This window comes from Paraburkholderia lycopersici (assembly GCF_900096975.1).
Lineage (GTDB): Bacteria > Pseudomonadota > Gammaproteobacteria > Burkholderiales > Burkholderiaceae > Paraburkholderia > Paraburkholderia lycopersici.
This window is the reverse complement of sequence record NZ_FMYQ01000016.1, coordinates 69,161-95,232: the sequence shown is the minus strand read 5'-3', so window position 1 is coordinate 95,232 and position 26,072 is coordinate 69,161. Positions and strand designations below refer to the sequence as shown.

Below are 26,072 nucleotides of genomic sequence, written 5' to 3'. Positions count from 1 at the left end.
GGCTGGCGGGCTCGAGCCGCGCGCCGGCCCTAGATCTGCACCTGCACGGTGCCGGCGTCCTTGACCACGCCGGAGATGATCTGCCCCCCGCTCGTGCGCACGCGCACCTGCTGGCCCGGTTCCGCGGTGTTGAGCGCGCTGCCTTCGGCGGAGATCGTGAAGTTGGTGCCCACCGCGATGACCTTGACGGTCTGCCCGATGACCACCGAGGCGGCGCTGCGCAGCATGTCGGTGCGCAGCGGCAGCCCGGCGCTGATGCGCGCGAGCGCCACGGCGCCCGTCGCCTGGTTGGGATCGGTGATGACGGTCTGCGGCAGGCTCGCGAGGTCGCCCGAGCGCGGCGTGAAGTCGGCTGCGGAGAGCGCTTCGCCCGCTGCGATCTGGCGCGCGGCCACGTAGTACGTGATGTCCACGGCAATGCGCGCGCCCACGTAGAGCGTCCACGGCTTCGCGCCGATGCAGCGCACGCCGACGCTCGTGCGGCCGAACGTGCGCGCGCCGGGCGGCATGAACGGCTCGAGCGAAGCGCAAGCCGCGAGGCCGCGCGGGAACACCGGATTGACCGTGATGCTCACGCGGCCCGGCAAGCCCGCCGACTGCTGCTGCAGGAAGGCGAGCGCCGCGGCGCGGATCGATTCGCCGTCCTGCTGGCCGGGCGGCGTGGCCTGGGTGTTCGCGGCGACGGCGCTCGCGCTCGCGTTGACGGTGATGTTTGCGCCCGCGACCGGCTTCGCGCCGGGCGCCGCCGCGCTCGCCGCAGGCGCGTCGATGACCACGGACGCCACGCGGTTCGCGGCGCTCGCCACGTTCACGCGCTGGAGCGCCCCCGTGCCGCCGGCCTGGCTTGAGTTGGCGGCCGGCGCGCGCAGGGGCTGCGCACTCGTGCCCGGCGCGGGAATCGTGACGATGCGCGGCGCTTCGCCCTGCTGCGCGCGCTCGCCGGGACCGGGAATCGTAATCATGCCGTTCGAATCGACGCCCGCGCGCGCATCTTCGGGTACGCCGCGCGCATTGAGATCGGCATAGCTCGCCGCGCGCAGCGGCGTGGACCCATTGGCGGAAACATCGGCGGGCGCACTCGCGGCGGGCGCGGCCGGCTTCGCGTTGGCGGCGAGCAGCGCGTTCATCTGCGCGGCGTCGGAGCCGGCGCGGTCGCCGTTGCCCGCAATATAGATCTGGCCGCCCGCGTCCTGCGGCTGGCCTTGCGCCTGCGCGGCCGCGCCGCCCAGGGCGCAGGCGAGCACGCACGTCCACGACGACGCCCACGACAGCGCCCGCGCGCGCCGCGCCCGGCCGGCGCGCGGCCCGCGGAAAGAGGCAGTCTGCGGCATCGTCGTTCTCCATCGAATGCATTGACACGCCTCGCATTCTAGGCGGCGCCCCCCGCGCGCTTGCGTCGAATAGAGGGGCGCTTTCCCGGCTATTCGTCCGATTGGTTCTTGCGCGCCGCGCCTAAGATTCCACTCCATGCGCAAAGGCTTGCGGGCCGCGCGCCTAACGTTTGCGCCGGTTTTCCCGCCCATGACGGGTCCGCCGCGCTCACGCCGAACCCTCTTTCGTGTCACGGAGAACGCCCGATGCTGGACAAACTCGATGCCGAATTCGCCTTTGGGCGCGAAGCGCTCGACGTGCGCGCCACGCGGCAGGCGTTGATCTCGTCGAACATCGCGAACGCCGACACGCCCGGCTATCAGGCGCGTGACGTGGACTTCGCGGCTTCGCTCGCGGGCGCGCTCCGGCAGTCGGGCGCCGCGGGGACCGCCGGCATGGCGGCGCCAGCGGGCGGGAACGCCCAGCCGCTCGCGATGGCGCAGCCGGCGGGCGTGACGGGCGGCATGCAGATGGCGGCGACGGAAGCGGGGCACATGGCGGGCGACGCGAAGCTGATCCCGACCGGCGGCCCGACCGACGCCTACAAGAGCCAGCTCATGTACCGCGTGCCGGTGCAGCCCGCGCTGGACGGCAACACGGTCGATCTCGACACCGAGCGCGTGCAGTTCGCCGACAACGCGCTGCACTTCGAGTCGGGCATGACGGTGGTCTCGCAGCAGATCAAGACGATGCTGTCCGCGATCACCTCGGGCTCGAGCGGCTGATAGCCGCCTGCAAGCCAAAGACGAACCAGCGACCAACGCGCGCGACGCGCACCTGATGTGAGGTCAACGAAACCATGCCATCCCTGATGAACATCTTCAGCGTTGCCGGTTCCGCCATGACGGCGGAATCGCAGCGCCTGAACGTGACGGCGTCCAATCTGGCCAACGCCGACAGCACGACCGGCCCAGACGGCCAGCCGTACAAGGCCAAGCAGGTCGTGTTCGCGGTCAATCCGCTCGGCGGCGCGCGCACGGCCTCGGGCCAGCAGGTGGGCGGCGTGAAGGTGACCGGGGTGGTGGACGACCCCACGCCCATGAAGCAGACCTACGATCCCGACAATCCCGCCGCCAACGCGGACGGCTACGTGACGATGCCCAACGTCGATCCCGTGCAGGAGATGGTGAACATGATCTCGGCGTCGCGCTCGTACCAGGCCAACGTCGAGACGCTGAATACGGCCAAGCAGTTGATGCTCAAGACGCTGACGATCGGCACCTGAACGTGCCCGAAGCGAAGCACGGCAACGCTCCGGCACCGAACCCGCAGTCAATATAGAGACCGGCGGGCGCACGCCGCCCGTCACCACCACACGCCAAGCACGAAGCGCAATCGAGGAGAACGCGTTGAGTTCCAGCAGCACAACCATCGGTGGCAGCACCGCCACCGTGTCGCAGCAACTGCTCGACACCATGAACGGCACGAGCTCGGGTTCGTCCTCGTCGACGAGCGGCACGAGCGCGAACGACCTGCAGACCACCTTCCTGCAACTGCTCGTCGCGCAGTTGCAGAACCAGGATCCGACCAATCCGATGGACAGCTCGCAGATGACCTCGCAGCTCGCCGAGATCAACACGGTTTCGGGCATCCAGCAGCTCAACACGTCGCTCTCGTCGCTCTCCACGCAACTTTCGGCGGGGCAGAACGCGCAGGCCGCGCTGCTGATCGGCTCGACCGTGCTCGCGGCGGGCAGCAGCGCCGCGGTGTCGGGCGGCTCCGCGCCGCAGCTCGGCGTGTCGCTGCCTTCGGCGGTTTCGGACGTGAAGCTCACGATCACCAACTCGGCAGGCCAGGTCGTCAACACGCTCGACCTCGGCGCGCAGTCGGCGGGCACCGTGCCGGTCACCTGGAACGGCAAGGACAGCTCGGGCAACACGGTCGCCGACGGGACCTACACGATCAGCGCCACGGCGACGACCAACGGCCAGTCCGCCACGGCGACGGCGCTCGTCGCGAGCCAGGTGCAGGGCGTGGTCCAGCAGGCGGACGGCACCGCGAGCCTCTCGCTCGCCAACGGCAAGACGGTCGCGCTTTCGGGCGTCGCGGCCATTCTCTGAACACGATAAACGCGGAGTAGACGAACATGGGCTACCAGCAAGGATTGAGCGGCCTCGCCGCGGCGTCGAACGACCTCGACGTGATCGGCAACAACATCGCGAACGCGAACACCACTGGCTTCAAGGAAAGCACGGCGCAGTTCGCCGACGTCTACGCCAACACCATCGCGACGTCTGTGGGCAACCAGATCGGCCTCGGCGCCGCGCTCTCGACCGTGCAGCAGGACTTCTCGCAGGGCACGATCAGCACGACGGGCCAGGCGCTGAACGTCGCCATCAACGGCAACGGCTTCTTCCAGATGTCGAACAACGGCGCGGTCACGTACTCGCGCAACGGCGTGTTCCAGCTCGACAAGAACGGCTATATCACCGACGCGCAGGGCAATGACCTGATGGGCTACGCCTCCGACTCGACGGGCGTGATCAACACGGCGCAAACCGTGCCGCTGAGGGTGCCGACGACCAACATCGCGCCGCAGACCACGCAGAACATCACGGCGCAGCTGAACCTGAACGCGCAGGCCGCGACGCCGACGACCACGACGTTCAACGCGTCCGATTCGACGAGCTATAACTACTCGACCTCGGTCACGACGTACGATTCGCTCGGCGGCACGCAGACGATCAACATGTACTTCGTGAAGGACGCGACCAACGCCGGCCAGTGGGACGTCTACGCGGGCACGCCGGGGAACGTTTCGTCGGTCGGCACGATGACGTTCGATGCGAGCGGCAACCTCACGGCCTCGACCGACGTGACCGGCACGCAAACCGCAAACAACGGCAAGATGACGGTCGACGTGGGCACGCCCGGTTCGACGCTCGCCGACGGCTCGAACGCCATGGCCATCACGCTCGACTTCTCGGGCACGACGCAATACGGCAGCGCCAACGGCGTGAACAACCTCGCCCAGGACGGCTACGCGAGCGGCACGCTTTCGAACTTCTCGATCGGCGCGGACGGCACCCTCACCGGCAACTACTCGAACGGCCAGACCATGTCGCTCGGCCAGATCGTGCTCGCCGACTTCAACAACCCGAACGGCCTGCTGAACCTTGGCGGCAACCAGTTCCAGGAAACGGCGGCATCGGGCGTCGCGCAGGTCTCGACGCCGGGCAGCACGAACCACGGCACGCTCACGGGCGGCGCGCTCGAAGCCTCGAACGTCGACCTGACCAACCAGCTCGTGGACCTCATCACGGCCCAGCGCAACTACCAGGCGAACGCGCAGACCATCAAGACGCAGCAGACCGTCGACCAGACGCTGCTGCAGATGTAACGCGCCTGACCACGTACCGGGCACATCATGGACCGACTGATCTATACCGCGATGACGGGCGCGAGCCAGGCGCTCGAACAGCAGGCCGTCGTCGCGAACAATCTCGCGAACGTTTCGACCACGGGCTTTCGCGCGCAGCTCGCCAACTTTCGCGCCGTGCCGATGTCGTTCGGCGACGGCTCGACGGTCGACGACCAGACCACGCGCACCTATGTGCTGTCGGCGACGCCTGGGTCGGACATGACGCCCGGCGCGATCTCGCGCACCGGCAACCCGCTCGACATCGCGATCCAGGGCGCGGGCTTCATTGCCGTGCAGACGGCCGACGGCAACGAAGCGTACACGCGCGCGGGCAACCTGCACGTCGACGAAAACGGCCAGCTCGTCACCGCCGCGAACCAGCAGGTGATCGGCGGCGGCGGCCCGATCGGGGTGCCGCCGGGCTCGGCGGTCACGATCGGCAAGGACGGCACGGTTTCGGCCATTGCGCCGGGCAGCCCCCCCAACGCGATCGCCATGATCGACCAGATCAAGTTCGTCAATCCGCCCGCGGGCTCGCTCACGCGCGGCGACGACGGCCTCTTTCGCACGGCGGACGGCAATCCCGCCGACGCGGACCAGACCGTGCAGATCGCGACCGAGTCGCTCGAAGGCAGCAACGTGAACCCCGTAGCGGCGATGGTCTCGATGATTACCAACGCGCGCCAGTTCCAGATGCAGACCAAGCTCTTGCAGAACGCGGACCAGAACGAGCAGAGCGCGAACCAGCTGCTCAACTTCAGCTAAGCAAACTCAGGCAAATGAAGGCCGCCGCGCGCCGCATGATGCGCCGCGCGAGCCGGGCCGGGAGAAAGACACCGTGAACCGATCGCTCTACATCGCCGCCACCGGCATGAACGCCCAGCAGGCGCAAATGGACGTGATCTCGAACAATCTCGCGAACGTGAGCACCAATGGCTTCAAGGGCTCGCGCGCCGTGTTCGAGGACCTCATGTACCAGACGCTGCGCCAGCCGGGTGCGAATTCGACCCAGGAAACCGAGCTGCCCTCGGGCAGCCAGGTGGGCACCGGCGTGCAGCAGATCGCGACCGAGCGCCTCTACACGCAAGGCAACCTGCAGCAGACCGGCAACTCGAAGGACGTGGCGATCAACGGCGCGGGCTTCTTCCAGGTGCAGATGCCCGACGGCACGACGGCCTACACGCGCGACGGCTCGTTCCAGACCAACTCGCAGGGCCAGCTCGTGACCGCTAGCGGCTACCAGGTGATCCCGGCGATCACGGTGCCCGCCAATGCCACTTCGCTCACCGTCGGCAGCGACGGCGTGGTCACGGTCACGACGCCGGGTTCGAGCAGCAACACGACCATCGGTTCGCTGCAGCTCGCGATGTTCATCAACCCGGCCGGTCTCCAGTCGAACGGGCAGAACCTGCTTTCGGAAACGGCTTCGTCGGGTGTGCCCACGATTTCCACGCCGGGCCAGAACGGCTCGGGCACGCTCAACCAGGGCTATGTGGAAGCGTCGAACGTGAACGTGGTGCAGGAGCTCGTGAACATGATCGAGACGCAGCGCGCATACGAAATCAACAGCAAGGCGGTCACCACTTCCGACCAGATGCTGCAAACCCTCAGCCAGATGCAGGTCTGAGGACCGGTCCTTAGTTAAACGAGTTGGTGATCCGCATGTCGCAGTCCGTTCGAAACCTTCCTCGCATCCGCGCAGCGCGCACGGCCGACGGCCGCGCGCTCGTGGCGGGCGTGGCGCTCGCGTTGCTGGCGGGCTGCGCCTACATCCCGAAGAAGGAGCCGATCACGCAGCAGCCCATGACGGCGGTGCCGCCCGCGCCGCCCGTCAACAGCTCGCCGGGCGCGATCTTCAACCCCGGCTACGCGGGGCGGCCGCTTTTCGAGGACCAGCGTCCGCGCAACATCGGCGACATTCTCACGATCGTCATCTCGGAAAACATCAACGCGACCAAGTCCTCGGGCGCGAACACCAAGCGCGGCAGCGCCACCAGCTTCTCGGGGACCGCGAACTTCCTGCCGGGCTTGTTCAACCGCGCGAACCTGAATTCGCAGGGCGCGAACCAGTTCGACGCCACGGGCGGCGCGAACGCTTCGAACACGTTCACGGGCGTCATCACCGTGACGGTGACGAACGTGCTGCCCAACGGCAATCTCGTCGTGTCCGGCGAGAAGCAGATGCTCATCAACCAGGGCAATGAATACGTGCGCTTTTCCGGCGTCGTCAATCCGAATACCGTCGCCGGAGACAACTCCGTGCTCTCGACCGACGTCGCCGACGCGAAGATCGAATACTCCGCCAAGGGCGTGATCGACGAAGCCGAGACGATGGGCTGGCTGCAACGCTTCTTCCTGAACATCGCGCCATGGTGAAGATCCGCTTCCATCGCACGCGCCGTTCGCGCATGAAGGACGTGCTCGCCACGCTCGGCGTGGCCTTCGGGTTCGTCCTCGCCTGCGGTGCGCTCGCCGCCTACGCGACGCCGGCGCGCGCCGAGCGCGTGAAGGATCTCGCGGCGTTCCAGGGCGTGCGCGACAACCCGCTCATCGGCTATGGCCTCGTGGTGGGCCTCGACGGCACCGGCGACCAGACCACCCAGGCGCCGTTCACGACGCAGACGCTCGCGAACATGCTCGCGAACCTCGGCATCTCGATCAACAACACGTCGACGGCCTCGGGCTCCTCGTCGACGCTCAACAACATGCAGTTGAAGAACGTCGCCGCGGTGATGGTGACGGCCGTGCTGCCGCCGTTCGCGCGGCCCGGCGAGCAGATCGACGTGACGGTTTCCTCGCTCGCCAACGCGAAGAGCATTCGTGGCGGCACGTTGCTGCTCACGCCGCTCAAGGGCGCCGACGGCCAGGTCTACGCGCTCGCCCAGGGCAACGTGGCCGTGGGCGGCGCGGGCGCCTCCGCCAACGGCAGCAGGGTGCAGGTGAACCAGCTCGCCGCAGGCCGCATCGCGGGCGGCGCGATCGTCGAGCGCGCGGTGGTCTCGCCGGTTTCGCAGCAAGGCGGCCTCCTCACGATGACCGTCAACGACATGGACTACGACACGACGCAGCGCATCGTCGCGGCGGTCAACAACATGTTCGGCGCGGGCACGGCCGTACCGCTCGACGGCCGCACGATCCAGGTGCGCGGCCCGGCCGATCCGTCGGCGCAGGTGGGCTTCATCGCGCAGATCCAGGATCTCAACGTGAACCCGGCCCAGCCGGCCGCGAAGGTGATCCTCAACGCGCGCACCGGCTCGATCGTGATGAACCAGATGGTGACGCTGGAGAGCTGCGCGGTCGCGCACGGCAATCTCTCGGTCGTCGTGAACACGCAGACGGCCGTGAGCCAGCCCGGCGCGTTCTCGAACGGGCAAACGGTGGCGGCACGCCAGTCGCAGATCCAGTTGAAGCAGGACAACGGATCGCTCAAGCTCGTGACGGCGGGCGCCAATCTCGCCGAGGTCGTGAAGGCGCTCAACGCGCTCGGCGCGACGCCGGCGGACCTCATGTCGATCCTGCAGGCGATGAAGGCGGCGGGCGCACTGCGCGCCGACCTCGAGATCATCTAAGGGGTGGAACTTGGATAACACGAAGAACATCGGCGGCAGCCTCGACCTGACCAATCGCTTCGCGCTCGACGTGCAGGGTTTCGACTCGATGCGCGCCGCCGCGAACGCCTCGCCCCAGCAGGGCGTGAAGATGGCCGCCAGGCAGTTCGACGCGGTGTTCACGCAGATGATGCTCAAGAGCATGCGCGACGCGACGCCCGACGACAGCCCGCTCGATTCCAACGACAGCAAGCAGTTCACCTCGATGCTCGACCAGCAGCTCTCGCAGCAGATGTCGAACAAGGGCATCGGCGTGGCGAACGCGATGATCAAGCAGCTCATGCGCAGCATGGGCGGCGCGGCGGGCGCCGACGGCGCGGGCGGCGGAAACGGCGTGGCGGGCGCGATCGCCGGCCTTTCGGGCTCGGACGCCAACGAAGGCAATCTCGCGATGCTCAACGCGCTCGGCCGCGCCTACGGCAACGCGGCGGCCAACGGCGCGCTCGGCAGCGGCGCGGGCTACAGCGGCAACAGCGCGCTCACGCCGCCCGTCAAGGGCAACGGCGACGCCTCCGTGGACGCCTTCGTCGACAAGCTCGCCAACGCCGCGCAGCAGGCGAGCTCGAGCACGGGCATTCCGGCCCGCTTCATTCTCGGCCAGGCCGCGCTCGAGTCGGGCTGGGGCAAGCGCGAGATCAAGAACGCGGACGGCTCGACGAGCCATAACGTATTCGGCATCAAGGCGTCGAAGGACTGGACCGGCAAAACGGTCTCGACGGTCACGACCGAGTACGTGGACGGCCAGCCGCATCGCGTGGTGGAGAAGTTCCGCGCCTACGACTCGTACGAGGACGCGATGACCGACTACGCCACGCTGCTCAAGAACAATCCGCGCTATGCGTCGGTAATCAACGGCTCGAAGAGCGCCGAGGGCTTTGCGCACGGCATGCAGCGCGCGGGCTACGCTACCGACCCGCACTACGCAAAAAAACTGCTGACGATCATGCAGCGGATGGCGTAAGAAGCGCCGTTGCAAACGTTGCCTCGGCGCAGTTGCCGGAAGATGCCTCGCGGACGTCTTTCATGTAGGAAAAGGGCACTTTTTTTTTACGCCTAATCCCTAAATTTTTTGAACGGCCTGCCGCTAATGCAGGCGAGATGGAAAAGCAATCCGGGCGGCAGGCACGCCCGAACGGCGTGCGCGGAAAGGTCCGCGGCGCGCCAGCACGTTCACGAATTTCCGGCAGGCCGATGAATACCGTTCAGTCGAATCCACAGGAAGCAGGCGAGGGCGCGGATGGCGTCCACGATTTTGGGCGCCGCAATCCGCTTGAGATCGGCGTCCAGCTACGCAACCTCGTCAATCGCGGCGACTTCCTGACCCTGCAGTATCGCGGGGGACAACTCGTCACGCGCATTCTCGCCGTCAACGGGCGCGAGCGCACCTTCGTGTTCGACTGGGGCGCGCTGCCCGAACAGAACGCGGGCGTGCTCGCCGCGTCCGAGTGCCAGTTCCACGCGTCGCCCGACGGCGTGCGCGTGGAGTTCGTCACCACCACGCCGCGGCGCACCGAGTTCGAAGGGCATCCCGCATTCGAAGCCAATTTCCCCGAAGTGCTGTTTTACGTGCAGCGGCGCGAGTATTTCCGCGTCGATACGCCCGTGCTCGAGCCTTGCATTTGCCGCGGCGACCTGCCGGCCGGCGGCGACCGCTTCGCCTACGAGGTGCACGACCTCTCGCTCGGCGGTCTCGGGCTGCGCACGACCGACGAGCGCGTCGCGGCGCTAGACATGGGCCTGCGCCTTGCGGACGTCGAACTCGACCTGCGCGCGCACGGCAAGCTGCGCGTGGATCTCGCGCTCGTCGTGCTGCGCTTCATCGACCTGCCCAACGGCGACCGCCGCTATCACCTGGGCTTTCGCTTCGAGACGCTGCCCGGCGCCGCGGAAAACACGCTGCAGCGCTACATCACGCAGCTCGAAATGAAGCGCCGCGCGCTCTCGCGCGCCTGAGGCGCAACCCCGGGTCGCCGCACCTGCTCGGGGCATGAGCGCGGGCGCGTTTGCGCCAACGTTTTCGCCTCGCCGCGTGCTCAATTTTCGTGGCGCGCTGCCGTTATACCGTGAGTTCACCCACGCGGTTTGCCAGGGGCAGGCCGTTTTCGAGGATCACGCATGTCCAACATCTTCTCGATCGGTCTGAGCGGCCTGCAGGCGGCCCAGATTGGCATCTCGACCACCGGCGAGAACATCAGCAACTCGACGACCGCGGGCTATACCGTCGAAACACCGGTGTCCCAGGAGTCGGCGGGCCAGTACACGAGCAGTGGCTACATCGGCGGCGGCGTGACCACGGCGACCGTGCAGCGCGCCTACAGCCAGTACCTCACGACGGCGCTCAACAACGCGCAGTCCACGAGCAGCGCGTACACGGCCTCGTACAACCTCGCCACGCAGCTCTCGAACCTCGTGGGGAGCCCGACCTCGGGCATCGCCACCGCCATCACGAACTTCTTCTCGAGCCTGCAGAACGTCTCGAATTCGCCTTCGGACACCGCCGCGCGCCAGACCGTGCTGTCCGACGCGCAAACGCTCGCCAGCCAGATCAACGCCGCGGGCCAGCAGTACGACTCGATGCGCCAGAGCGTGAACACGCAGCTCACGAGCGCCGTCACGCAGATCAACAGCTACACGCAGCAGATCGCGAACCTCAACGCGCAGATCCAGTCGGCGAGCGCGAGCGGCCAGCAGCCCAACCAGTTGCTCGACCAGCGCGACCAGGCGGTCGCGAATCTCTCGCAGCTCGTCGGCGTGCAGGTCGTGCAGGGCAGCAGCGGCTACAGCGTCTTCCTCGGCAACGGCCAGCCGCTCGTGGTGAGCAACCAGAGCTACAACCTCGGCACCCAGCCGTCGAGCTCGAACGCGTCCGAGCTGGCGGTCACGTGGGTAGGCCTGAACGGCGCGAGCGCCGCGTCGCTCGGCGCGCCGCAGGTGCTGTCCCAGGCGGCGCTGCAAGGCGGCACCGTGGGCGGTCTCGTCTCGTTCGTGCAGAACACGCTCGATCCCGCCGAATCGCAACTGGGCGCGATCGTGACGAGCTTCGCCGCGCAGGTGAACAGCCAGAACGCGCTCGGCCTCACGCTCTCGGGCGGCCCCGGTGGCGCGCTGTTCACGGTCGGCAATCCGGCCGTCGCGGCCAGTTCCGGCAACCCCGACCCGACGACCACGGTGAGCGCGACGCTCGCGAACGACACGCAGCCGCTCACCGACAACTACTCGCTCAGCTACGACGGCAGCAACTGGAACCTCACCGACACGACGACGAACAAGGTGGTCGACAGCCAGCCGAACGGCACCGCGCCGATCACGATCGGCGGCTTCTCGATCACGCCTTCGGGCACGGTGAGCGCGGGCGACTCGTTCACGATCCAGCCCACGGCCGGCGCGCTCGCGAGCTTCGCGGTCGCCACCAGCGACCCCGCCGCCATCGCGGCGGCCACGCCGGTGGTCGTTTCGGCGTCCACGACGAACGCCGGCACGGCCACGGTGACGCAGGGCACGGTCGGCACGGGCTATTCGGTCAGTTCGAACGCCAACCTGCCCGTCACGCTGACCTACGATTCGACGACGGGCACCTTGACCGGCCTGCCCGACGGCACGACCGTGACGATCACGACGCCGGGATCGACGTCGAGCACGAGCGTGACGATCGACAGCACCGCGACGCCCCCGGTGACCGGTCTCGACTACGACCCGACCACGGGCGCGACGTACACGATCACGAATCTCACCGACTCCACCGGCGCGAACGGCGTCGCGACCAGCCTGAGCTTCACGGTGACGGGCACGCCTTCGAACGGCGATAGCTTCGCCGTTGCGGCGAACACGAGCGGCACGCAGGACGGGCGCAACGCGCTCGCGCTCGCGAACCTCACGTCGAGCACGGCGTACACGGGCTCGGTCACGCTCACTTCGGCCTATGCGAACTACGTCAATTCGATCGGCAACACGGCGAGCCAGCTCAAGGCTTCGAACACCTCGCAGCAATCGCTCGTGACGCAGCTCACCTCGCAGCAGCAGTCCGTGCAGGGCGTGAACCTCGACGAAGAAGCGGCTAACCTGCTGCAGTACCAGCAGCTCTATCAGGCCAACAGCAAGGTGATCCAGACGGCCGCGTCGCTGTTCCAGACCCTGCTCGGCATTTTCCAGTGAGGCGCTGACACATGCGTATCGCGACTTCCCAGATTTATTCCTCCAGCGTGGCGACGATGGAGAACCAGCAGGCCCAGATCCTGCAAGTCCAGCAGCAGATCTCGACCGGCGTGGCGATCTCGAACCCGGCCGACAACCCGCTAGGCGCCGCGCAGGCCGTGACGCTTTCCGCCACCAGCGCGACGCTCTCGCAGTACGCGTCGAACCAGACCACGGCGCTCACCGCGCTGCAGCTCGAGGACACGACGCTCACGAGCGTGACGACCACGATGCAGAGCATCAATTCGCTCATCATCGAAGCCCAGAACGGCTCGCTCACCGACAGCGCCCGCCAGGCCATCGCCCAGCAGATGCAAGGCGACCGCGACCAGCTTCTCACGCTCGCCAACACCACGGACGGCGCGGGCAACTATATTTTTTCGGGCTTTCAGAGCACCTCGCAGGTGTTCTCGAACAAGTCGGGCGGCGGCGTGACCTACAACGGCGATGCGGGCCAGCGCGTGATGCAGGTGGCCGGCACGCGCACGATCCCGGTGGGCGACACGGGCGCCGCGGTGTTCCAGAGCGTGCAGGCCGTGGGCTCGGACATCGTGCCCTCGGGCAGCGCCTCGAACACGGGCACGGGCGTAATCAGCGCGGTGACCGTGACGGACCCGACCCAGACGACCAACAACGACAGCTACACGATCAACTTCGTCACCAATCCGGCGACCGGCAATCTCGGCTATACCGTGACCGACGGCTCGGGCTCGCCCTCGACGCCCGTCGACTTCACGGCAGGCGACGCCATCCCGCTCGGCTCGGGCATGAACGTGACGATCACGGGCACCCCCACCGCGGGCCAGGACTCGTTCACGGTCACGCCCGCCACGGCCTCGCAGAACACCGACGTGTTCGCCACCATCGACAGCATCATCAGCGCGCTGAACACGCCCACGAGCGGTTCCCCCGCCGCGGTCGCGAATCTCAACAACGCGTTGAATACGGGGCTCACGCAGATCGGCAATTCGCTCTCGAACGTGATTACGGTGCAGGCCTCGGTGGGCGGCCGCGAGCAGGAAGTGAAGGCGCTGCAAACGATCACGTCGACGAACTCGCTGCAGATCACCTCGAACCTCGACGACCTCACGAGCACCGACACGGTGGCGGCGATCAGCCAGTACGAGCAGCTTTCGAATGCGCTCACGGCCTCGCAGAAGAGCTTTGCCGCGACGCAGAACCTCTCGCTGTTCCAGTACATCAATCCCTGATCGCACGCGGTTCGGCGGTCCAGGAAAAAAAAGCGGACCTCGGTCCGCTTTTTTTCATTGCCTTGCCTGCGCCGCGGTACGGGTTCTTCCCCCGGCGGCGTCACCCCGGCGGCCGCAGCGCCTGCGCCACGCGCCCCATCTCCTCGATGCCGCTGTCGAAGAGCCGCGCGAAGTAGGGAATCAGGTCCGGCATCATGAGCTGGATGAGCAGAAGCCCCACGAGCATCGTGAGCGCGAAGCCGACCTGGAAAATGCCGATCTGCGGGGCCGCGCGGTTCAGAATGCCGAGCGAGAGATTGGTGATGAGGAGGGCGACGACCACGGGCAGCGAGAGCAGCAGGCCCGAGGAGAGGATCGTCGCGCCGTAGCCGGCGAGCAGACGCCAGCCCGCCGCGCCGAGCACGCTCGCCGTGACCGGCACCGACTGGAACGTGGCGACGAGCGCGGCGATCATCTGCAGATGGCCGTCGAACGCGAGGAACGCGAGCATCGCCATCATGTTGAGCCACGTGGAGAGCGCGGGCGTGGTGGCGTTGGTCTGCGGGTCGAAGAAGCTCGCGAAGCCGAGGCCCATGCCGAGGCTCATCATGTCGCTCGCCGCGGTCACGACCGCGAACACGAGTTGCATCGTGAAGCCGAGCGCGACGCCGATCAGGAACTGGTTGACGAGAATCCACACGCCTTCGGCAGAGAACACCGTCACCTGCGGCATGGCGCCGATGGTGGGCGCGACGATCAGCGTGATGAAGCCGGCGAGGCCGATCTTCACGCGCGTGGGCACCGAACGGTTGCCCACCACGGGCGCGACCGCGACGAGCGCGAGAATGCGCGTGAACGGCCAGAGGAACGCCGTGAGCCAGGCATTGAGCTGCGCGTAGGTGAGCGTAAACATCGCGTGCCTGAAGGCGCTTGCGGCGAGGCGGCGCGCCTAGCCCGCGAGCTGCGGAATGCTCGTGAACATGCGGTGCATGTAGTCGAGCATCGTCGTGAGCATCCACGGCCCGGCGATCACGAGCGTCACCGCAATGGCGATCAGCTTCGGGATGAACGAGAGCGTGGATTCGTTGATCTGCGTGGCGGCCTGGAAAAGGCTCACCACGAGACCCACGACGAGCGAGACGAGCAGCAGCGGCGCGGCCATCAGGAGCGCGACGTACATCGCCTCGTGGGCGAGCGTCATGACCATTTCGGGCGTCATGTCGGTGTCCTCAGGTGAAGCTCTGCGCGAGCGAGCCGATCAGCAGCTGCCAGCCGTCCACGAGCACGAACAGCATGAGCTTGAACGGCAGCGAAATGGTCGCGGGCGAGACCATCATCATACCCATCGACATCAGCACGCTCGCCACCACCATGTCGATGATGAGAAACGGAATGAAGATCGTGAAGCCGATCTGGAAGCCGGTCTTCAGCTCGCTCGTGACGAACGAGGGCACGAGCAGCGTGAGCGGTACGTCTTCGGGCCCCTGCATGGGCGCGGCGTGCGAGATGCGCGCGAAGAGCGCGAGGTCCGACTCGCGCGTCTGGCGCAGCATGAAGGTCTTGAAGGGCGCCACGCCGCGCGTCACGGCGTCGTCCATCGAGATCGCGCCGGCCGCAAACGGCTTGTAGCCGTCGTTGTAGGCCTTGTCGAGCACCGGCGACATCACGAACAGCGTGAGAAAGAGCGCCAGGCCCACGAGCACCTGGTTGGGCGGCGTGGTCGTCGTGCCGATCGCCTGGCGCAGCAGCGAAAGCACGATGATGATGCGCGTGAAGCTCGTCATCATCAGCACCATCGCCGGCAGGAACGACAGCATCGTGAGCAGCAGCATCGTCTGCACGCTCAGCGAGTAGGTCGTGCCGCCGTTCGGGCCCGGGCTCGTGTTGAAGGCAGGCAGGCCCTGCGGGCCGCCCGCGCTTTGCGCATGCGCCAGATGCGGCAGCGCGAGGGCGAGGGCGCCCGCGCCGAGCATCAGCGCGAACGGGAGCGCGGCTCTGGCGATCTTTGCGAGGGAATCCGCGCGCGCGCGGGCGTCGCCGCCTGCGGGCGCCGCTTGAAGGGAACTACCGTGCATTTACTGCGCTCCGCCGTTGTGACGTGTGAAACGCGTCTTGAAGCGTTTGTCCGCCTCGCTTTTCAGCGCGTCACGAAAGCGCTGTGCGAAGGTGCCTGGGAGGGCGGGGCCTGCGGGACTGTTTGCCGGCGCCGCCGCGGCGCCCGCCGGGAGTTCGCCCGCGGGCATGGTGTGCAGGAGCCGCACGTTGCCGGGCGCCGCGCCGAGCACGAGCCAGGTGTCGCCGATCTCGACCACGGCCACGCGTTCCTTGCCGCCGAGCGAAGCGCCGCCCACGGTCTTCACGAGCGCGCTCTTCGCACCGCCTTGCAGGCCGAGACGCCGCGCGAGCCAGGCGCAGCCGAACACCACGCCGATCACGAGCGCGAGGCCGAGCACCGTCTGCACGACGGCGCCGAAACCGAGCGCGGGCACGGCGCTGCCGAGCGCGACGCCCGACGCCGCGGATGCCGCGCGCGTCGCCTGGTTGACCGCCTGCAGATCGGCGGCGCGCGCGCCCATGACGGCGAAAACAGCGGCGCCGGCGAGCGCGTGGCGCGCCGCGAGGCGCCATGAGAATCGCGGTGTCCGCGCGCCGCGCGACTCGCGCACGCACGGAGCAACCCGCCGGGCAGCCCGCGTGCGCGCGGCGCCGGCAACAGCCTCGGGGTTCATCGGTTCAGCTTCCGGATCCGCTCGGACGGCGTGATGATGTCGGTGAGTCGAATGCCGAACTTGTCGTTCACGACCACCACTTCGCCCTGGGCGATGAGGCAGCCGTTCACGAGCACGTCCATCGGCTCGCCGGCCATGCCGTCGAGCTCCACCACCGAGCCCTGCGCGAGCTGCAGCAGGTTGCGGATGGCGATCTTGGTGCGGCCGAGCTCCACGGTCATCTGGACGGGAATGTCCAGAATCATGTCGATGTCGTTGGCCGTTTTCGTCGAATCGACCTTCGAGAGCGGCTGGAACACGCCGGCCGTCGAGGGCGCCGCGGCGCTCAGCTCATTGCCGTTCTGTTCGGCGAGTGCGCTTGCCCAGTCGTCCATCGCGTCGGCGCCAGCGGTCTGCGCCGCGGCATCGAAGCCCGGGTCGAGCACCGGCTCGTCTGCGCTCGTGCCGTTTACGTCACTCATATCCACCTTCCTTCATCGTGTCGGCTGCGCTGATCATCTTCTGGACCCGCAACGCGTATTGACCATTGAAAATTCCGTAGCCGCATTCCATCACCGGCACGCCGTCCACCTTGGCGACGATGTGCTCCGCGATGTTCATGGGCAGCACGTCGCCCTTCTTCATGTTCAGGATCTGCTCGAACGTGACCGGAACGTGCGCGAGGTCGGCCGTGAGCTCGACTTCGGCGGCCTGCACCTGCTGCGAGAGCACGCGCACCCAGCGGCGGTCGACGTCGAGCACCTCGCCCTGCAGCGGCGAGGACAGCACGTCGCGGATCGGCTCGATCATCGAGTACGGCATGCAGATGTGCAGCGTGCCGCCCGTCGGGCCGAATTCGATCGAGAACTGCGTGACGATCACGATCTCGTTAGGCGTGGCAACGTTTGCGAACTGCGTATGCATTTCGGAGCGCACGAACTCGAACTGCAGCGGCCGCACGCTCTTCCAGGCGCTCGTGTAGTGCTCGAACACGAGATTGAGCAGCTTGGCGATGATGCGCTGCTCGGTCTGCGTGAAGTCGCGGCCTTCCACGCGCGTGTGAAAACGCCCGTCGCCGCCGAACAGGTTGTCCACGACGAAGAACACGAGGTTCGGGTCGAACACGAACAGCGACGTGCCGCGCAGCGGCTTGACGTGCACGAGGTTCAGGTTCGTCGGGATCGGCAGGTTGCGGGTGAACTCGCTGTACTTCTGCACGCGCACCGGACCCACCGAGATTTCGGCGGTGCGGCGCATGAAATTGAAGACGCCGACGCGCAACAGGCGCGCAAACCGCTCGTTGATGATTTCGAGGCCCGGCATGCGGCCGCGGACGATGCGTTCCTGCGTCGCGATGTTGTAGGGGCGGACACCCTTGTTCTCGGACTGGCTCGGGTCCGAGTCGACTTCGCCGGTGACGCCCTTGAGGAGGGCATCGACCTCCTCCTGGGACATGAACTCGTCGTGACCCATCGTCATGATGACTGGCCCTCCTGGCTAGCCGAGCGGCGCGCGCGCGCGGTCATCGTGGTGCTCATGTCGGCCACGCTCACTGGACGACGAATTCGGTGAACAGCACGTCGTCGACGCGCACCGACTTTTCGCTCGCGTTCGCGGGCTGCGAGATCAGCACGGCGAGCTCGGTGGCGAGCGCACGCTTGCCGTCGAGCGGCGCGAGATCGGACGGGTGCTTGTTCGAGAGCGCGAGCAGCACGCGGCTGCGGATCTCGGGCATGCGTGCGACGAGCGCGTCCTGGGTGGCCTGGCTGTCGAGCTTGAGCGTGAGGCCGATGCGCAGGTAGTGCTGCTCGCCGTCGTCGGACTGCAGGTTGACGGTCATCGGCTCAAGCGCGTAGTACACGGGCACAGCGGGCGGCGCCGCTGCGGCGGCGGGCGCGGCGGGGGCGCTTGCGGCATGGCGCGACATGAAGAACCACGTCGCGCCGCCCGCCGCAGCGGCGGCGAGGATCGCAATGAGCGCGATTACCAGAATGCGCTTCATCGGTCCGGGTTTCGCGCCCTGGGGCGCGGCTTGCTGGGATGCGGGGGTGGTCGCCATGTCGAAAGTGAGCCTGGATGCTTGCGAGGGTCCGGAGGATCGACCAGATGGTCAGTCCCGGCAGCTTGCATTGTTCCGGCTTTTGCCTTTCGGCGATGGGAGGAATAGACGGGGGAATTCCGGCTATCTCGTGGTTTTGTTGCGCGCCGCCGCGAACGCCGCGAACACCCCGCGAGGCGCGCGCAGCCTGGGGCGCGCGCCCGGCACGGCCCGGATGCGCGGGGCAGGCTGGGTGGGCGAGAGGCCGCCGCGCGCATTCGCGGGACGAAAGGTCGGGCGAAACGCCGGGCGCACGGCGGCGCGCGCGAGCGCGCTCAGGCGAACGTGTCGATCAGCCCGACGGTGCGCTGCGTGCCGCTCGCGGCGGCGACCGTGTCGTCGGCGGCCGCGGCGCTCACCGTGCCGCCGGAGCCCGAGCCCGAGCCCGACGAGCCGGAGCGGCCCGAGCCGCTGCCGTCCTGCTGCGCCTGCTGGTTCATCTGCCGCGAGAAGCCGTCGCTCACGCTCGCGCTGCCAAGGCCGATGCCGTTCTGCTCCATCGCTTCGCGCAGCTTCGGCAGGGCCGCCTCGACGGCCTCGCGTACCTGCGGATGCTGCGAAACGAAGAGCGCGTGCGCGTGGCTTTCCGTGACCTGCAGGACGACCTGCAGCGGCCCGAGGTCCTTCGGGTTGAGCGTGAGTTCCGCCGACTGCTGGTGCGCGCTCGAGAGGAACACCACCTTCTGGCTGAGCGCGTCTTCCCAGTCGCCCGTGCCCACTTGCGGCGAGAGCGACGCGGCCGCCGCGGCTGCGGCCGGATTCGCCGTCGCGCTTGCCGCCTGCGCGGCCTGCGCCTGCGCCGCCGTCGCGGCGGCGACCGCGGCGGCCTGGGTCGCGGCGAGCGCATCGGTCGTGGCGGTGCTGGCCGTCGCGTCGGCCTGCGAGCCCGCGCCCGCTTGCTGCTGTGCGGCGGCCGCGAGCGCGTCGGTGGCCGTTTTCGCCGCATCGGCGGCGCTCGCCGTGGCGCTCTTCGCCGCGTCGGCGTCCGCGCCGCTGCCGGCGGCCGTGCCGAGCGCCTTGTCCTGGGCGTGTACGCTCAGGTGCGAGGCGAAGCTGCTCGCGATGCCCGAGCCGGCATTCGTGCCGGCCGCGCCGCTTGCCGCCGCGCCGGCTGTGCTGACTGCGTGCGCGGAAAGCGCGCCCGCGCCGCCGCGCAGCGTCGCGAGCGCGGCCTGCAGTGCGTCGTGCACCGACTTCGGATCGCCGTTCGTGGTGCTTCCCGTGCCCGAACCGTCGCTCGCCGTGCCCGTGGCCGCCGTGGCCGCCGTGGCGGCTGCGGCCGCGGCCGCCGAGGCGACGCCCGCGAGCGTGCTGTCGGTGCTCGCCTGGCCGCTGCTGCCGTCCGTGCCCGCATTGGTCTGCTGCGCCTGCTGGGACTGTTGCGCCTGCTGGGCTTGCTGCGCCTGGGCCGCGGCGGCCTGCGCGCCCGCGTCGGCGGCCTGCTTTTGCTGGGCGCGCGCGGCGTCGGCGCGATGATCGGCGCCCGAGGTGTGCTGCGAGCCCTGGCCCGAGCTCGTGCGTGCCGTTTGCGTGGCGCCGCTGCTGCCCGACGCGTTCGCGCTCGACTGCGCAGCAGCGTTCGACTGCGCGCCCGGCGCCGGCTGAGACGAGGCGCGCTGGCTGGACTGCGCGCTCGCGGTGCTCGCCGCGGTCTGGGCGTTCTGCGCGATGCGCTGTTGCAGCGTCTGCGCGAAATCCTGGCTCGACGAGTCGGCCTGGCTGGCGGTGCTGGATGCGACGTTGCCCGTCACCGCGTCGGCGGCGGCGCCGAGCAGCGAGGAGACTGTGGAGAGGAGCGACATGCTGGCGGCCTCGAAGTCGTTTTACGGGTGTTGCGACGTGCGCATGCGCAGCACGCGCGCGGCGTGTTCGTCGGCGTCGCGCTGTTCGCGGCGGGCGTCCTTGCGGGCCTGCACCTCGTCGTGGCGCGCCTGCAGGACTTCGTACGAGCCGAGCTTCTGCTTGCTGCGCTGCCACTCGGGCTTCGCCGCTTCCACGCGCGCGGTCGCCTGCTCGAGAATGCGCCGCTGCTGGTCGATCGCGGCGTCGAGCGTGTCGATGAACGCCTGGAAGTTGCGCACATTGCCCGCAGCCATGCCGCTGCGCGCCGATTCGGTGAAACGCGCGTGATACTCGTCGCGGTAGGTGATGAGCGCCTGCAGCTGCTTTTCGACTTCGCCGCGCTCGCGCTGCACGCGGCCTAGCTTCTGCGTGGCGGCGTCGACGTCGTCTTGCGCGAGGCCGATCAAGGTTTGCAGCGCGGTCTGTTTCGTCATGTCCTGGCTCCGATCAACTGGCCGAGCATCTCGACGCTCTGATCATAGTTCGCGGTTTCGCGAAATCCCTGCTGAAGAAAGGCCTCGATGCGCGGATACAGCGCAATCGCCCGGTCGAGCACGGCGTCGCGCCCGCCGACGTACGCCCCCACGTTGATGAGGTCGCGATTGCGCTGGTAGCGCGAAAGCATCTGCTTGAACGCGCGCGTCTGGTTCAGATGCTGCTCGTCGATCAGCGCGGTCATCGCGCGGCTGATCGACGCCTCGATGTCGATGGCCGGATAGTGCCCCGCCTCGGCGAGCGTGCGCGAGAGCACGATGTGGCCGTCGAGAATCGCGCGCGCCGAGTCGGCGATCGGGTCCTGCTGGTCGTCGCCTTCGGTGAGCACGGTGTAGAACGCCGTGATCGAGCCGCCGCCCTCGGGGCCGTTGCCGGTGCGCTCGACGAGCGCGGGCAGCTTCGCGAACACCGAAGGCGGATAGCCCTTGGTCGCGGGCGGCTCGCCGATGGCGAGCGCGATCTCGCGCTGCGCCATGGCGTAGCGCGTGAGCGAGTCCATGAGCAGCAGCACGTGCTTGCCCTGATCGCGGAAATATTCGGCGAGGGACGTGGTGTACGCGGCGGCCTGCATGCGCAGGAGCGGCGAGACGTCGGCGGGCGCGGCCACGACGACCGAGCGCGCGAGGCCGTCAACGCCCAGGATCTGTTCGATGAACTCCTTCACTTCGCGGCCCCGCTCGCCGATCAGGCCGATCACGATGACCTCGGCGCTGGTGGCGCGCGCCATCGTGCCGAGCAACACGGATTTACCCACGCCCGAGCCCGCGAAGAGCCCCATGCGCTGGCCGCGCCCGACCGTGAGCAGCGCGTTGATCGCGCGCACGCCGACATCGAGCACCTTGTGGATCGGCTCGCGGTGCAACGGGTTGATGACGGGCGCCGTGAGCGGCGCGTCGGCTTCGGTATTGAGGGGCCCGAGGCCGTCGAGCGGCCGGCCCGAGGCGTCCACCACGCGGCCGAGCATGCCCCAGCCCACGGGCAGGCGTTTGGCGCCCGCCATCGGGTCGGCGATCGGCGCGGTTTCCCGCGGCCAGACGCGCGCGCCGGGCAAGAGGCCCGCGACTTCGGTGGTCGGCATCAGGAAGAGCTTGTCGCCGGCGAAGCCGACCACTTCGGCTTCGGCCATCGGCAACGAACTGCCCTGCGGCAACTCGATCATCACCTCCGCGCCCACGGCGAGGCGCAGGCCCACCGCCTCGAGCACGAGGCCCGCCGCGCGCGTGAGACGCCCGCAGCCGCGCAGCGGCAGCGCGAGCGCGTTGCGTTCGCGCACGCCGTGCAGGTGCGCGTTCCAGGAGACGAGGTGGGGGTTGGCCGGGTCGTAGTTCGGCGGCGGCGTGTCGGGCGCGGGTTGGGGTTCGGCCTCGACCGCTGCACCGTGCTCCGGCTCGCCTGCCGCCTCTGCTGCTTCCGCTGCTTCTGCCGCGAGCGCGGCGTCGATGGCGTCGATGGCGCCCGCCTCGCGATCGCTCGCGGTGTCGTCCACGAGCACCGCGCCGGTTTGCGCTGCATCGTGCGCGAGCGGGCCGAACGAGGCGAGCGCCAGTTCCTGCTCGAGCGGCGTGAGGCCGCCCGTGTGGATCGTCTGATGGTTCGCGTGGATCGGCGGATTCACCATGGCCGGGCCTTGTCGAGCGCCGCCGTCACGCGCTCCCAGCGCGTGCGCACGCTCGCATCGATTTCGCCCGTCGCGGCCTGCGCGCGGCAGCCGCCGCGCTCGATGGCCGGGTCGGTGCGCACGGTCCAGCCGCGCGCCTGAAGGTCTTCCATCAGGTAGGCCTCGACGATCGGCAGGTCGGCCGGGCTTACCACGAGCTGCGGCGAGCCGGCGAGCTGCGGCTCGGCCGCGAGCACTTCGCGCGCGACCGCGACGAGCGCCGTCGGGTCGTGCTGGACGTGCTGGCGCACCACCTGCTGCGCGATGTCGAGCGCGAGCTCGACGAGCGTTTGCGCCACGCCGGCGTGCACCGTTTCGAGCGCGTCGCTGAAACGGCTGGCGAGCGCCGCGAGCTGCGCGGCCTGGGCGTGCGCCACGGCCTGCCCTTGCTCGAAGCCCTTACGCAGGCCTTGTTCGTGGCCCGCCTGAAAACCGAGCGCCTGGCCCGCCACATGCCCCGCCTTGAGGCCTTCCTGGTGAGCCGCGTCGCGCAGGCGCTGAAGCTCCGCCTCGAAGGCGGCCGTCTCGTCGGGCGTGGGCGGCGGCGGCGGGGGAGGAGGCGGGTCGAACGACGCCATCTCCCAGCGTTGATACGCCGAGCGATGGCGGTTCGGGGCGTTCGGGTCAGACATAAGCGTCTTCCGCCTTGCCGCCGATCACGATCTGACCGCTTTCGGCAAGATTGCGCACGATCTGCAGGATGCGGCGCTGCTGCGCCTCCACCTCGGACACGCGCACCGGACCGCGCGCGTCGAGATCCTCGGCGAGCAGTTCGGCCGCGCGCTGCGACATGTTCGAGAGAAACTTGGTGCGCAGCGCGGGCGGCGCGCCCTTGAGCGAAATGATGAGCGACTCCGACTCGACTTCCTTGAGCAGGAGCTGGATCGCGCGGTCTTCGAGGTCGAGCAGGTTCTCGAACACGAACATCTGGTCGATGATCTTCTGCGCGAGCTCGGCGTCGTACTGGCGCACGTTCTCGAGCACGCCTTCCTCATGCTGGCTCGTCATGAAGTTGAGGATTTCGGCCGCCGTGCGGATGCCGCCCATCGGGCTGCGCTTCAGGTTGTCGCTGCCCGAGAGCAGGTTCGTGAGCACGTCGTCGAGCTCGCGCAGCGCCTGCGGCTGGATGCCGTCGAGCGTCGCGATGCGCAGCAGCACGTCGTTGCGCAGCCGCTCGGCGAAGCACGAGGCGATTTCGGAAGCCTGGTCGCGGTCGAGGTGCACGAGAATCGTCGCGATGATCTGCGGGTGCTCGTTCTTGATGAGCTCGGCCACCGACCCCGAATCCATCCACTTGAGGCCTTCGATGCCGCTCGTGTCGCCGCCTTGCAGAATGCGGTCGATGATCGCGCCGGCCTTGTCCTCGCCCAGCGCCTTGTTGAGCACGTTGCGGATGTAGTCGTTCGAGTCGAGCGAGAAGGCCGTGTGCTGCTCGGCTTCCTTCACGAAGTCCTGCAGCACCGCTTCGATCTCTTCGCGCCTGACGTTCCTGAGCGCCGCCATCGCGGCACCGATTTTCTGCACTTCGCGCGGACCGAGGAACTTGAAGACCTCTGAGGCCTCTTCCTCGCCAATCGACATGAGCAGCAGCGCGCTCTTGGTAGCGCCTTCAGCGTTCATCGTTCACCCAGCTCTTCACGACGGTTGCGACGATCTTCGGATCCTGGCGCGCGATGGTTCGCGCGTATTCCAGGTTGCGTTCGAACTTGTTCTTCTCGTTTTCGAAGGCGAGCAGGGCAGCTTCGTTGTCCGCGTTGTCTTCGCCTTCGCCGGCGGCTGCGCGCACGGCGTCGGGGATGCCGTCGAGCAGCAGCGGCTCGCCGTCGGCCGTGCCGGGCAGCGCGGGCGCGGCGGGCTCGGGCGGCGGGAACGCGCGGCGCAGCGCCGGCTTCACCATCACGAAATAGAGGAACAGGGCGACCGCGCCAATGCCGAGCCACGTCGCGATCTGTCTGGCAAGGGCGAGGATGTCCGGCTGGCGCCACCACGGCAGGTTCGCGTTCGGATCGACTTCGGTCTGGAACGCGGCGTTCACCACGTTCACCGAGTCGCCGCGCTTCGCGTCGTAGCCCATGGCGTCCTTTACGAGCTGCTCGACCTGCGCGAGCTTCTGCGCGTCGAGCGGCTGCATGGTGGCGTGGCCCTTGGCGTCCAGCTTCGGCTGATAGTTCACGATCACGGCCACCGAGAGGCGCTTGACGTCGCCGGGCGCCTGGCTGTAGTGGCGCACGGTCTTGTCGAGCTCGTAGTTCGTGGTGGTGTCGCGATGATCGGAGACCGGCACCGGGGCCGAGGCGCCGCTCGCGCCCGCCGGCGCGCTGACGGGCGCCGAGGCCGGCTGCGGCGGCTGGTTGGTGAGCGCGCCGGGCACGCCGCCGGGGCCGGCTTGCTGCATCTCCGTGGAAATATTCTGCTGCTGGCTGCGGACGGCGGCCGCCTGCGGATTGCCGTTCGGGCCGTAGGCCTCCGAGGTCTGCTCGAGCTTCGAGAAGTCGAGGTCGGCGCTCACCTGGGAGCGCGCGTTGCCCGCGCCGAACAGGGGCGCGAGGATCGCGTCGATGCGCGCCTGGGTGTCGTGCTCGACCTGGTGCACGTACTTGAGCTGCGACGCGTCGAGGCCCACGCCCGAGGCGCTTTGCGTGAGCAGGTTGCCGTCCTGGTCGACCACCGTCACGTTGCGCACCGGCAGGTCCGGCACGGCGGACGCCACCATGTGCGTGACGGCGGCGACCTGGCCGTCGTCGAGAACGCGGCCCGGATACAGGTTCACGAGCACCGAGGCGGAGGGCGCCTCGCGCTCGCGCACGAACACGGACGGCTTCGGAATCGCGAGATGCACGCGGGCCGACTTCACGCTCGCGATCGACTGGATCGTTTGCTCGAGCTCGCCTTCGAGCGCGCGCTGGTAGTTGATCTGCTCGGCGAACTGGCTGATGCCGAACTTCTGGTTGTCCATCAGCTCGAAGCCGACCGAACCGTTCTTCGGCAACCCCTGCGAGGCAAGGCGCAGGCGCATTTCGTTGACCTGCTCGGAGGGCACGAGAATGGCGCCGCCGGCGTCGGAGAGCTTGTAGGGAACGTTTGCGGCCTGGAGCGCGGCGATGATGGCGCCGCCGTCGCGGTCCGACAGATTGCTGTAGAGAACCTTGTAGTCGGGCGCGCGCGACCACAGCACGAGGCCCGCGACCACGGCCACGAGTACCGCCACGGCGAAAATGAGGGGCGCGCGCGGGTTGCCGCGCACGTTGCGCAGCGACGAAAGCGAGCCGAGGCGTTGCGCAAAGCCGCCGCCAAGGTCTTCCGCGGCGCCCTGGCCAACGCCTGCGCCGGCGCCGGGCGCGGCGCCCGCGCCAGAGCTGGCGAGGCCCATGCGGGCGTCGGGGTTGATCAAAGAGTTGGCAGACGAATCCATGCGACGGGTATCTCCGGGGGCTTCCAGGTCTCGCCGCGCACGGCGGAGACTTTCACGTGAGGGATTATCCTCAGCCATTGGCAAGCCGATTGCGCGAATAGAGCCGGGTTTTCCCCCTAGTTTCGGGGCTGCCCGAACA

Annotated in this window: 26 protein-coding genes; 12 read left to right on the top strand and 14 right to left on the bottom strand. The window is 68.3% G+C overall.

Going from position 1 to position 26,072, the window contains the following annotated elements; translation table 11 throughout:
• Positions 1–29: 29 nt before the first annotated feature.
• Positions 30–1,331, bottom strand: a complete 1,302-nt coding sequence (flgA, locus tag BLU17_RS18205; RefSeq protein ID WP_176929129.1) for a flagellar basal body P-ring formation chaperone FlgA — start codon at positions 1,329–1,331, stop codon at positions 30–32.
• A 246-nt stretch (positions 1,332–1,577) separates the two neighbouring features.
• Here flgA and BLU17_RS18200 point away from each other — a divergent pair, with 246 nt between their 5' ends.
• The 12 genes from BLU17_RS18200 (at position 1,578) to flgL (ending at position 13,742) form a co-directional block, all read left to right on the top strand.
• A complete protein-coding gene (locus BLU17_RS18200) occupies positions 1,578–2,096 on the top strand; it encodes a flagellar basal body protein (RefSeq protein WP_091999189.1) in 519 nt (172 codons plus the stop codon).
• 74 nt (positions 2,097–2,170) lie between these two features.
• Complete coding sequence (gene flgC / locus BLU17_RS18195) at positions 2,171–2,596, top strand: flagellar basal body rod protein FlgC (protein WP_091999186.1); 426 nt, start codon at positions 2,171–2,173, stop codon at positions 2,594–2,596.
• A 190-nt stretch (positions 2,597–2,786) separates the two neighbouring features.
• On the top strand, positions 2,787–3,431 hold the full coding sequence (locus tag BLU17_RS18190) for a flagellar hook assembly protein FlgD (protein WP_091999323.1): 645 nt from the start codon (positions 2,787–2,789) through the stop codon (positions 3,429–3,431).
• Between the two features lie 26 nt (positions 3,432–3,457).
• Positions 3,458–4,711 carry a flagellar hook protein FlgE gene (gene flgE, locus BLU17_RS18185; RefSeq protein WP_091999182.1) on the top strand — a complete coding sequence of 418 codons (1,254 nt, stop codon included), beginning with the start codon at positions 3,458–3,460 and terminating at the stop codon, positions 4,709–4,711.
• A gap of 27 nt (positions 4,712–4,738) precedes the next feature.
• A complete protein-coding gene (flgF, locus tag BLU17_RS18180; protein WP_091999180.1) occupies positions 4,739–5,497 on the top strand; it encodes a flagellar basal-body rod protein FlgF in 759 nt (252 codons plus the stop codon).
• A 73-nt stretch (positions 5,498–5,570) separates the two neighbouring features.
• Positions 5,571–6,359: a flagellar basal-body rod protein FlgG gene (gene flgG / locus BLU17_RS18175; protein ID WP_091999178.1), complete on the top strand. Its 789-nt coding sequence runs from the start codon at positions 5,571–5,573 to the stop codon at positions 6,357–6,359.
• A gap of 35 nt (positions 6,360–6,394) precedes the next feature.
• The gene (locus BLU17_RS18170) at positions 6,395–7,108 is read left to right on the top strand and encodes a flagellar basal body L-ring protein FlgH (RefSeq protein ID WP_091999176.1); all 714 of its coding nucleotides are present in this window, start codon (positions 6,395–6,397) and stop codon (positions 7,106–7,108) included.
• A 32-nt stretch (positions 7,109–7,140) separates the two neighbouring features.
• Positions 7,141–8,301, top strand: a complete 1,161-nt coding sequence (locus BLU17_RS18165) for a flagellar basal body P-ring protein FlgI (protein ID WP_091999319.1) — start codon at positions 7,141–7,143, stop codon at positions 8,299–8,301.
• A gap of 10 nt (positions 8,302–8,311) precedes the next feature.
• Complete coding sequence (gene flgJ / locus BLU17_RS18160) at positions 8,312–9,301, top strand: flagellar assembly peptidoglycan hydrolase FlgJ (protein WP_091999174.1); 990 nt, start codon at positions 8,312–8,314, stop codon at positions 9,299–9,301.
• A gap of 230 nt (positions 9,302–9,531) precedes the next feature.
• Positions 9,532–10,293 (top strand): flagellar brake protein, encoded by a 762-nt coding sequence (locus BLU17_RS18155; protein WP_091999172.1) that lies wholly within the window; start codon positions 9,532–9,534, stop codon positions 10,291–10,293.
• Positions 10,294–10,455: 162 nt separating this feature from the next.
• Positions 10,456–12,492 carry a flagellar hook-associated protein FlgK gene (flgK, locus tag BLU17_RS18150; RefSeq protein ID WP_091999170.1) on the top strand — a complete coding sequence of 679 codons (2,037 nt, stop codon included), beginning with the start codon at positions 10,456–10,458 and terminating at the stop codon, positions 12,490–12,492.
• Positions 12,493–12,503: 11 nt separating this feature from the next.
• Entirely contained in the window at positions 12,504–13,742 is a 1,239-nt protein-coding gene (flgL, locus tag BLU17_RS18145; protein ID WP_091999167.1) for a flagellar hook-associated protein FlgL, read from the top strand.
• A gap of 100 nt (positions 13,743–13,842) precedes the next feature.
• Here flgL and fliR read toward each other — a convergent pair whose 3' ends face one another.
• From fliR to fliF, 13 genes are all read right to left on the bottom strand, one after another.
• Positions 13,843–14,634: a flagellar biosynthetic protein FliR gene (fliR, locus tag BLU17_RS18140; RefSeq protein WP_091999165.1), complete on the bottom strand. Its 792-nt coding sequence runs from the start codon at positions 14,632–14,634 to the stop codon at positions 13,843–13,845.
• Positions 14,635–14,670: 36 nt separating this feature from the next.
• Positions 14,671–14,940 (bottom strand): flagellar biosynthesis protein FliQ, encoded by a 270-nt coding sequence (gene fliQ, locus BLU17_RS18135; RefSeq protein ID WP_091999162.1) that lies wholly within the window; start codon positions 14,938–14,940, stop codon positions 14,671–14,673.
• Positions 14,941–14,950: 10 nt separating this feature from the next.
• Entirely contained in the window at positions 14,951–15,694 is a 744-nt protein-coding gene (gene fliP, locus BLU17_RS18130) for a flagellar type III secretion system pore protein FliP (protein WP_245746914.1), read from the bottom strand.
• A gap of 102 nt (positions 15,695–15,796) precedes the next feature.
• The gene (gene fliO, locus BLU17_RS18125) at positions 15,797–16,450 is read right to left on the bottom strand and encodes a flagellar biosynthetic protein FliO (RefSeq protein ID WP_176929128.1); all 654 of its coding nucleotides are present in this window, start codon (positions 16,448–16,450) and stop codon (positions 15,797–15,799) included.
• Positions 16,447–16,911 (bottom strand): flagellar motor switch protein FliN, encoded by a 465-nt coding sequence (gene fliN, locus BLU17_RS18120; protein WP_091999156.1) that lies wholly within the window; start codon positions 16,909–16,911, stop codon positions 16,447–16,449. The genes fliO and fliN overlap by 4 nt, the downstream gene beginning before the upstream one ends.
• Complete coding sequence (gene fliM / locus BLU17_RS18115) at positions 16,904–17,902, bottom strand: flagellar motor switch protein FliM (protein ID WP_091999313.1); 999 nt, start codon at positions 17,900–17,902, stop codon at positions 16,904–16,906. The genes fliN and fliM overlap by 8 nt, the downstream gene beginning before the upstream one ends.
• Before the next feature lie 76 nt (positions 17,903–17,978).
• Positions 17,979–18,488 carry a flagellar basal body-associated protein FliL gene (gene fliL, locus BLU17_RS18110; RefSeq protein ID WP_091999153.1) on the bottom strand — a complete coding sequence of 170 codons (510 nt, stop codon included), beginning with the start codon at positions 18,486–18,488 and terminating at the stop codon, positions 17,979–17,981.
• Between the two features lie 314 nt (positions 18,489–18,802).
• Positions 18,803–20,329, bottom strand: coding sequence for a flagellar hook-length control protein FliK (locus BLU17_RS18105; protein ID WP_091999149.1), 1,527 nt, complete (start codon positions 20,327–20,329; stop codon positions 18,803–18,805).
• A 21-nt stretch (positions 20,330–20,350) separates the two neighbouring features.
• Entirely contained in the window at positions 20,351–20,803 is a 453-nt protein-coding gene (gene fliJ / locus BLU17_RS18100; protein WP_091999146.1) for a flagellar export protein FliJ, read from the bottom strand.
• A complete protein-coding gene (fliI, locus tag BLU17_RS18095; RefSeq protein ID WP_091999142.1) occupies positions 20,800–22,482 on the bottom strand; it encodes a flagellar protein export ATPase FliI in 1,683 nt (560 codons plus the stop codon). The genes fliJ and fliI overlap by 4 nt, the downstream gene beginning before the upstream one ends.
• Positions 22,476–23,153 carry a flagellar assembly protein FliH gene (gene fliH / locus BLU17_RS18090; protein ID WP_091999139.1) on the bottom strand — a complete coding sequence of 226 codons (678 nt, stop codon included), beginning with the start codon at positions 23,151–23,153 and terminating at the stop codon, positions 22,476–22,478. Before fliH ends, fliI begins: the two co-directional genes overlap by 7 nt.
• On the bottom strand, positions 23,146–24,141 hold the full coding sequence (fliG, locus tag BLU17_RS18085) for a flagellar motor switch protein FliG (RefSeq protein WP_091999136.1): 996 nt from the start codon (positions 24,139–24,141) through the stop codon (positions 23,146–23,148). Before fliG ends, fliH begins: the two co-directional genes overlap by 8 nt.
• On the bottom strand, positions 24,131–25,933 hold the full coding sequence (fliF, locus tag BLU17_RS18080; RefSeq protein WP_091999134.1) for a flagellar basal-body MS-ring/collar protein FliF: 1,803 nt from the start codon (positions 25,931–25,933) through the stop codon (positions 24,131–24,133). The genes fliG and fliF overlap by 11 nt, the downstream gene beginning before the upstream one ends.
• Positions 25,934–26,072 lie beyond the last annotated feature (139 nt).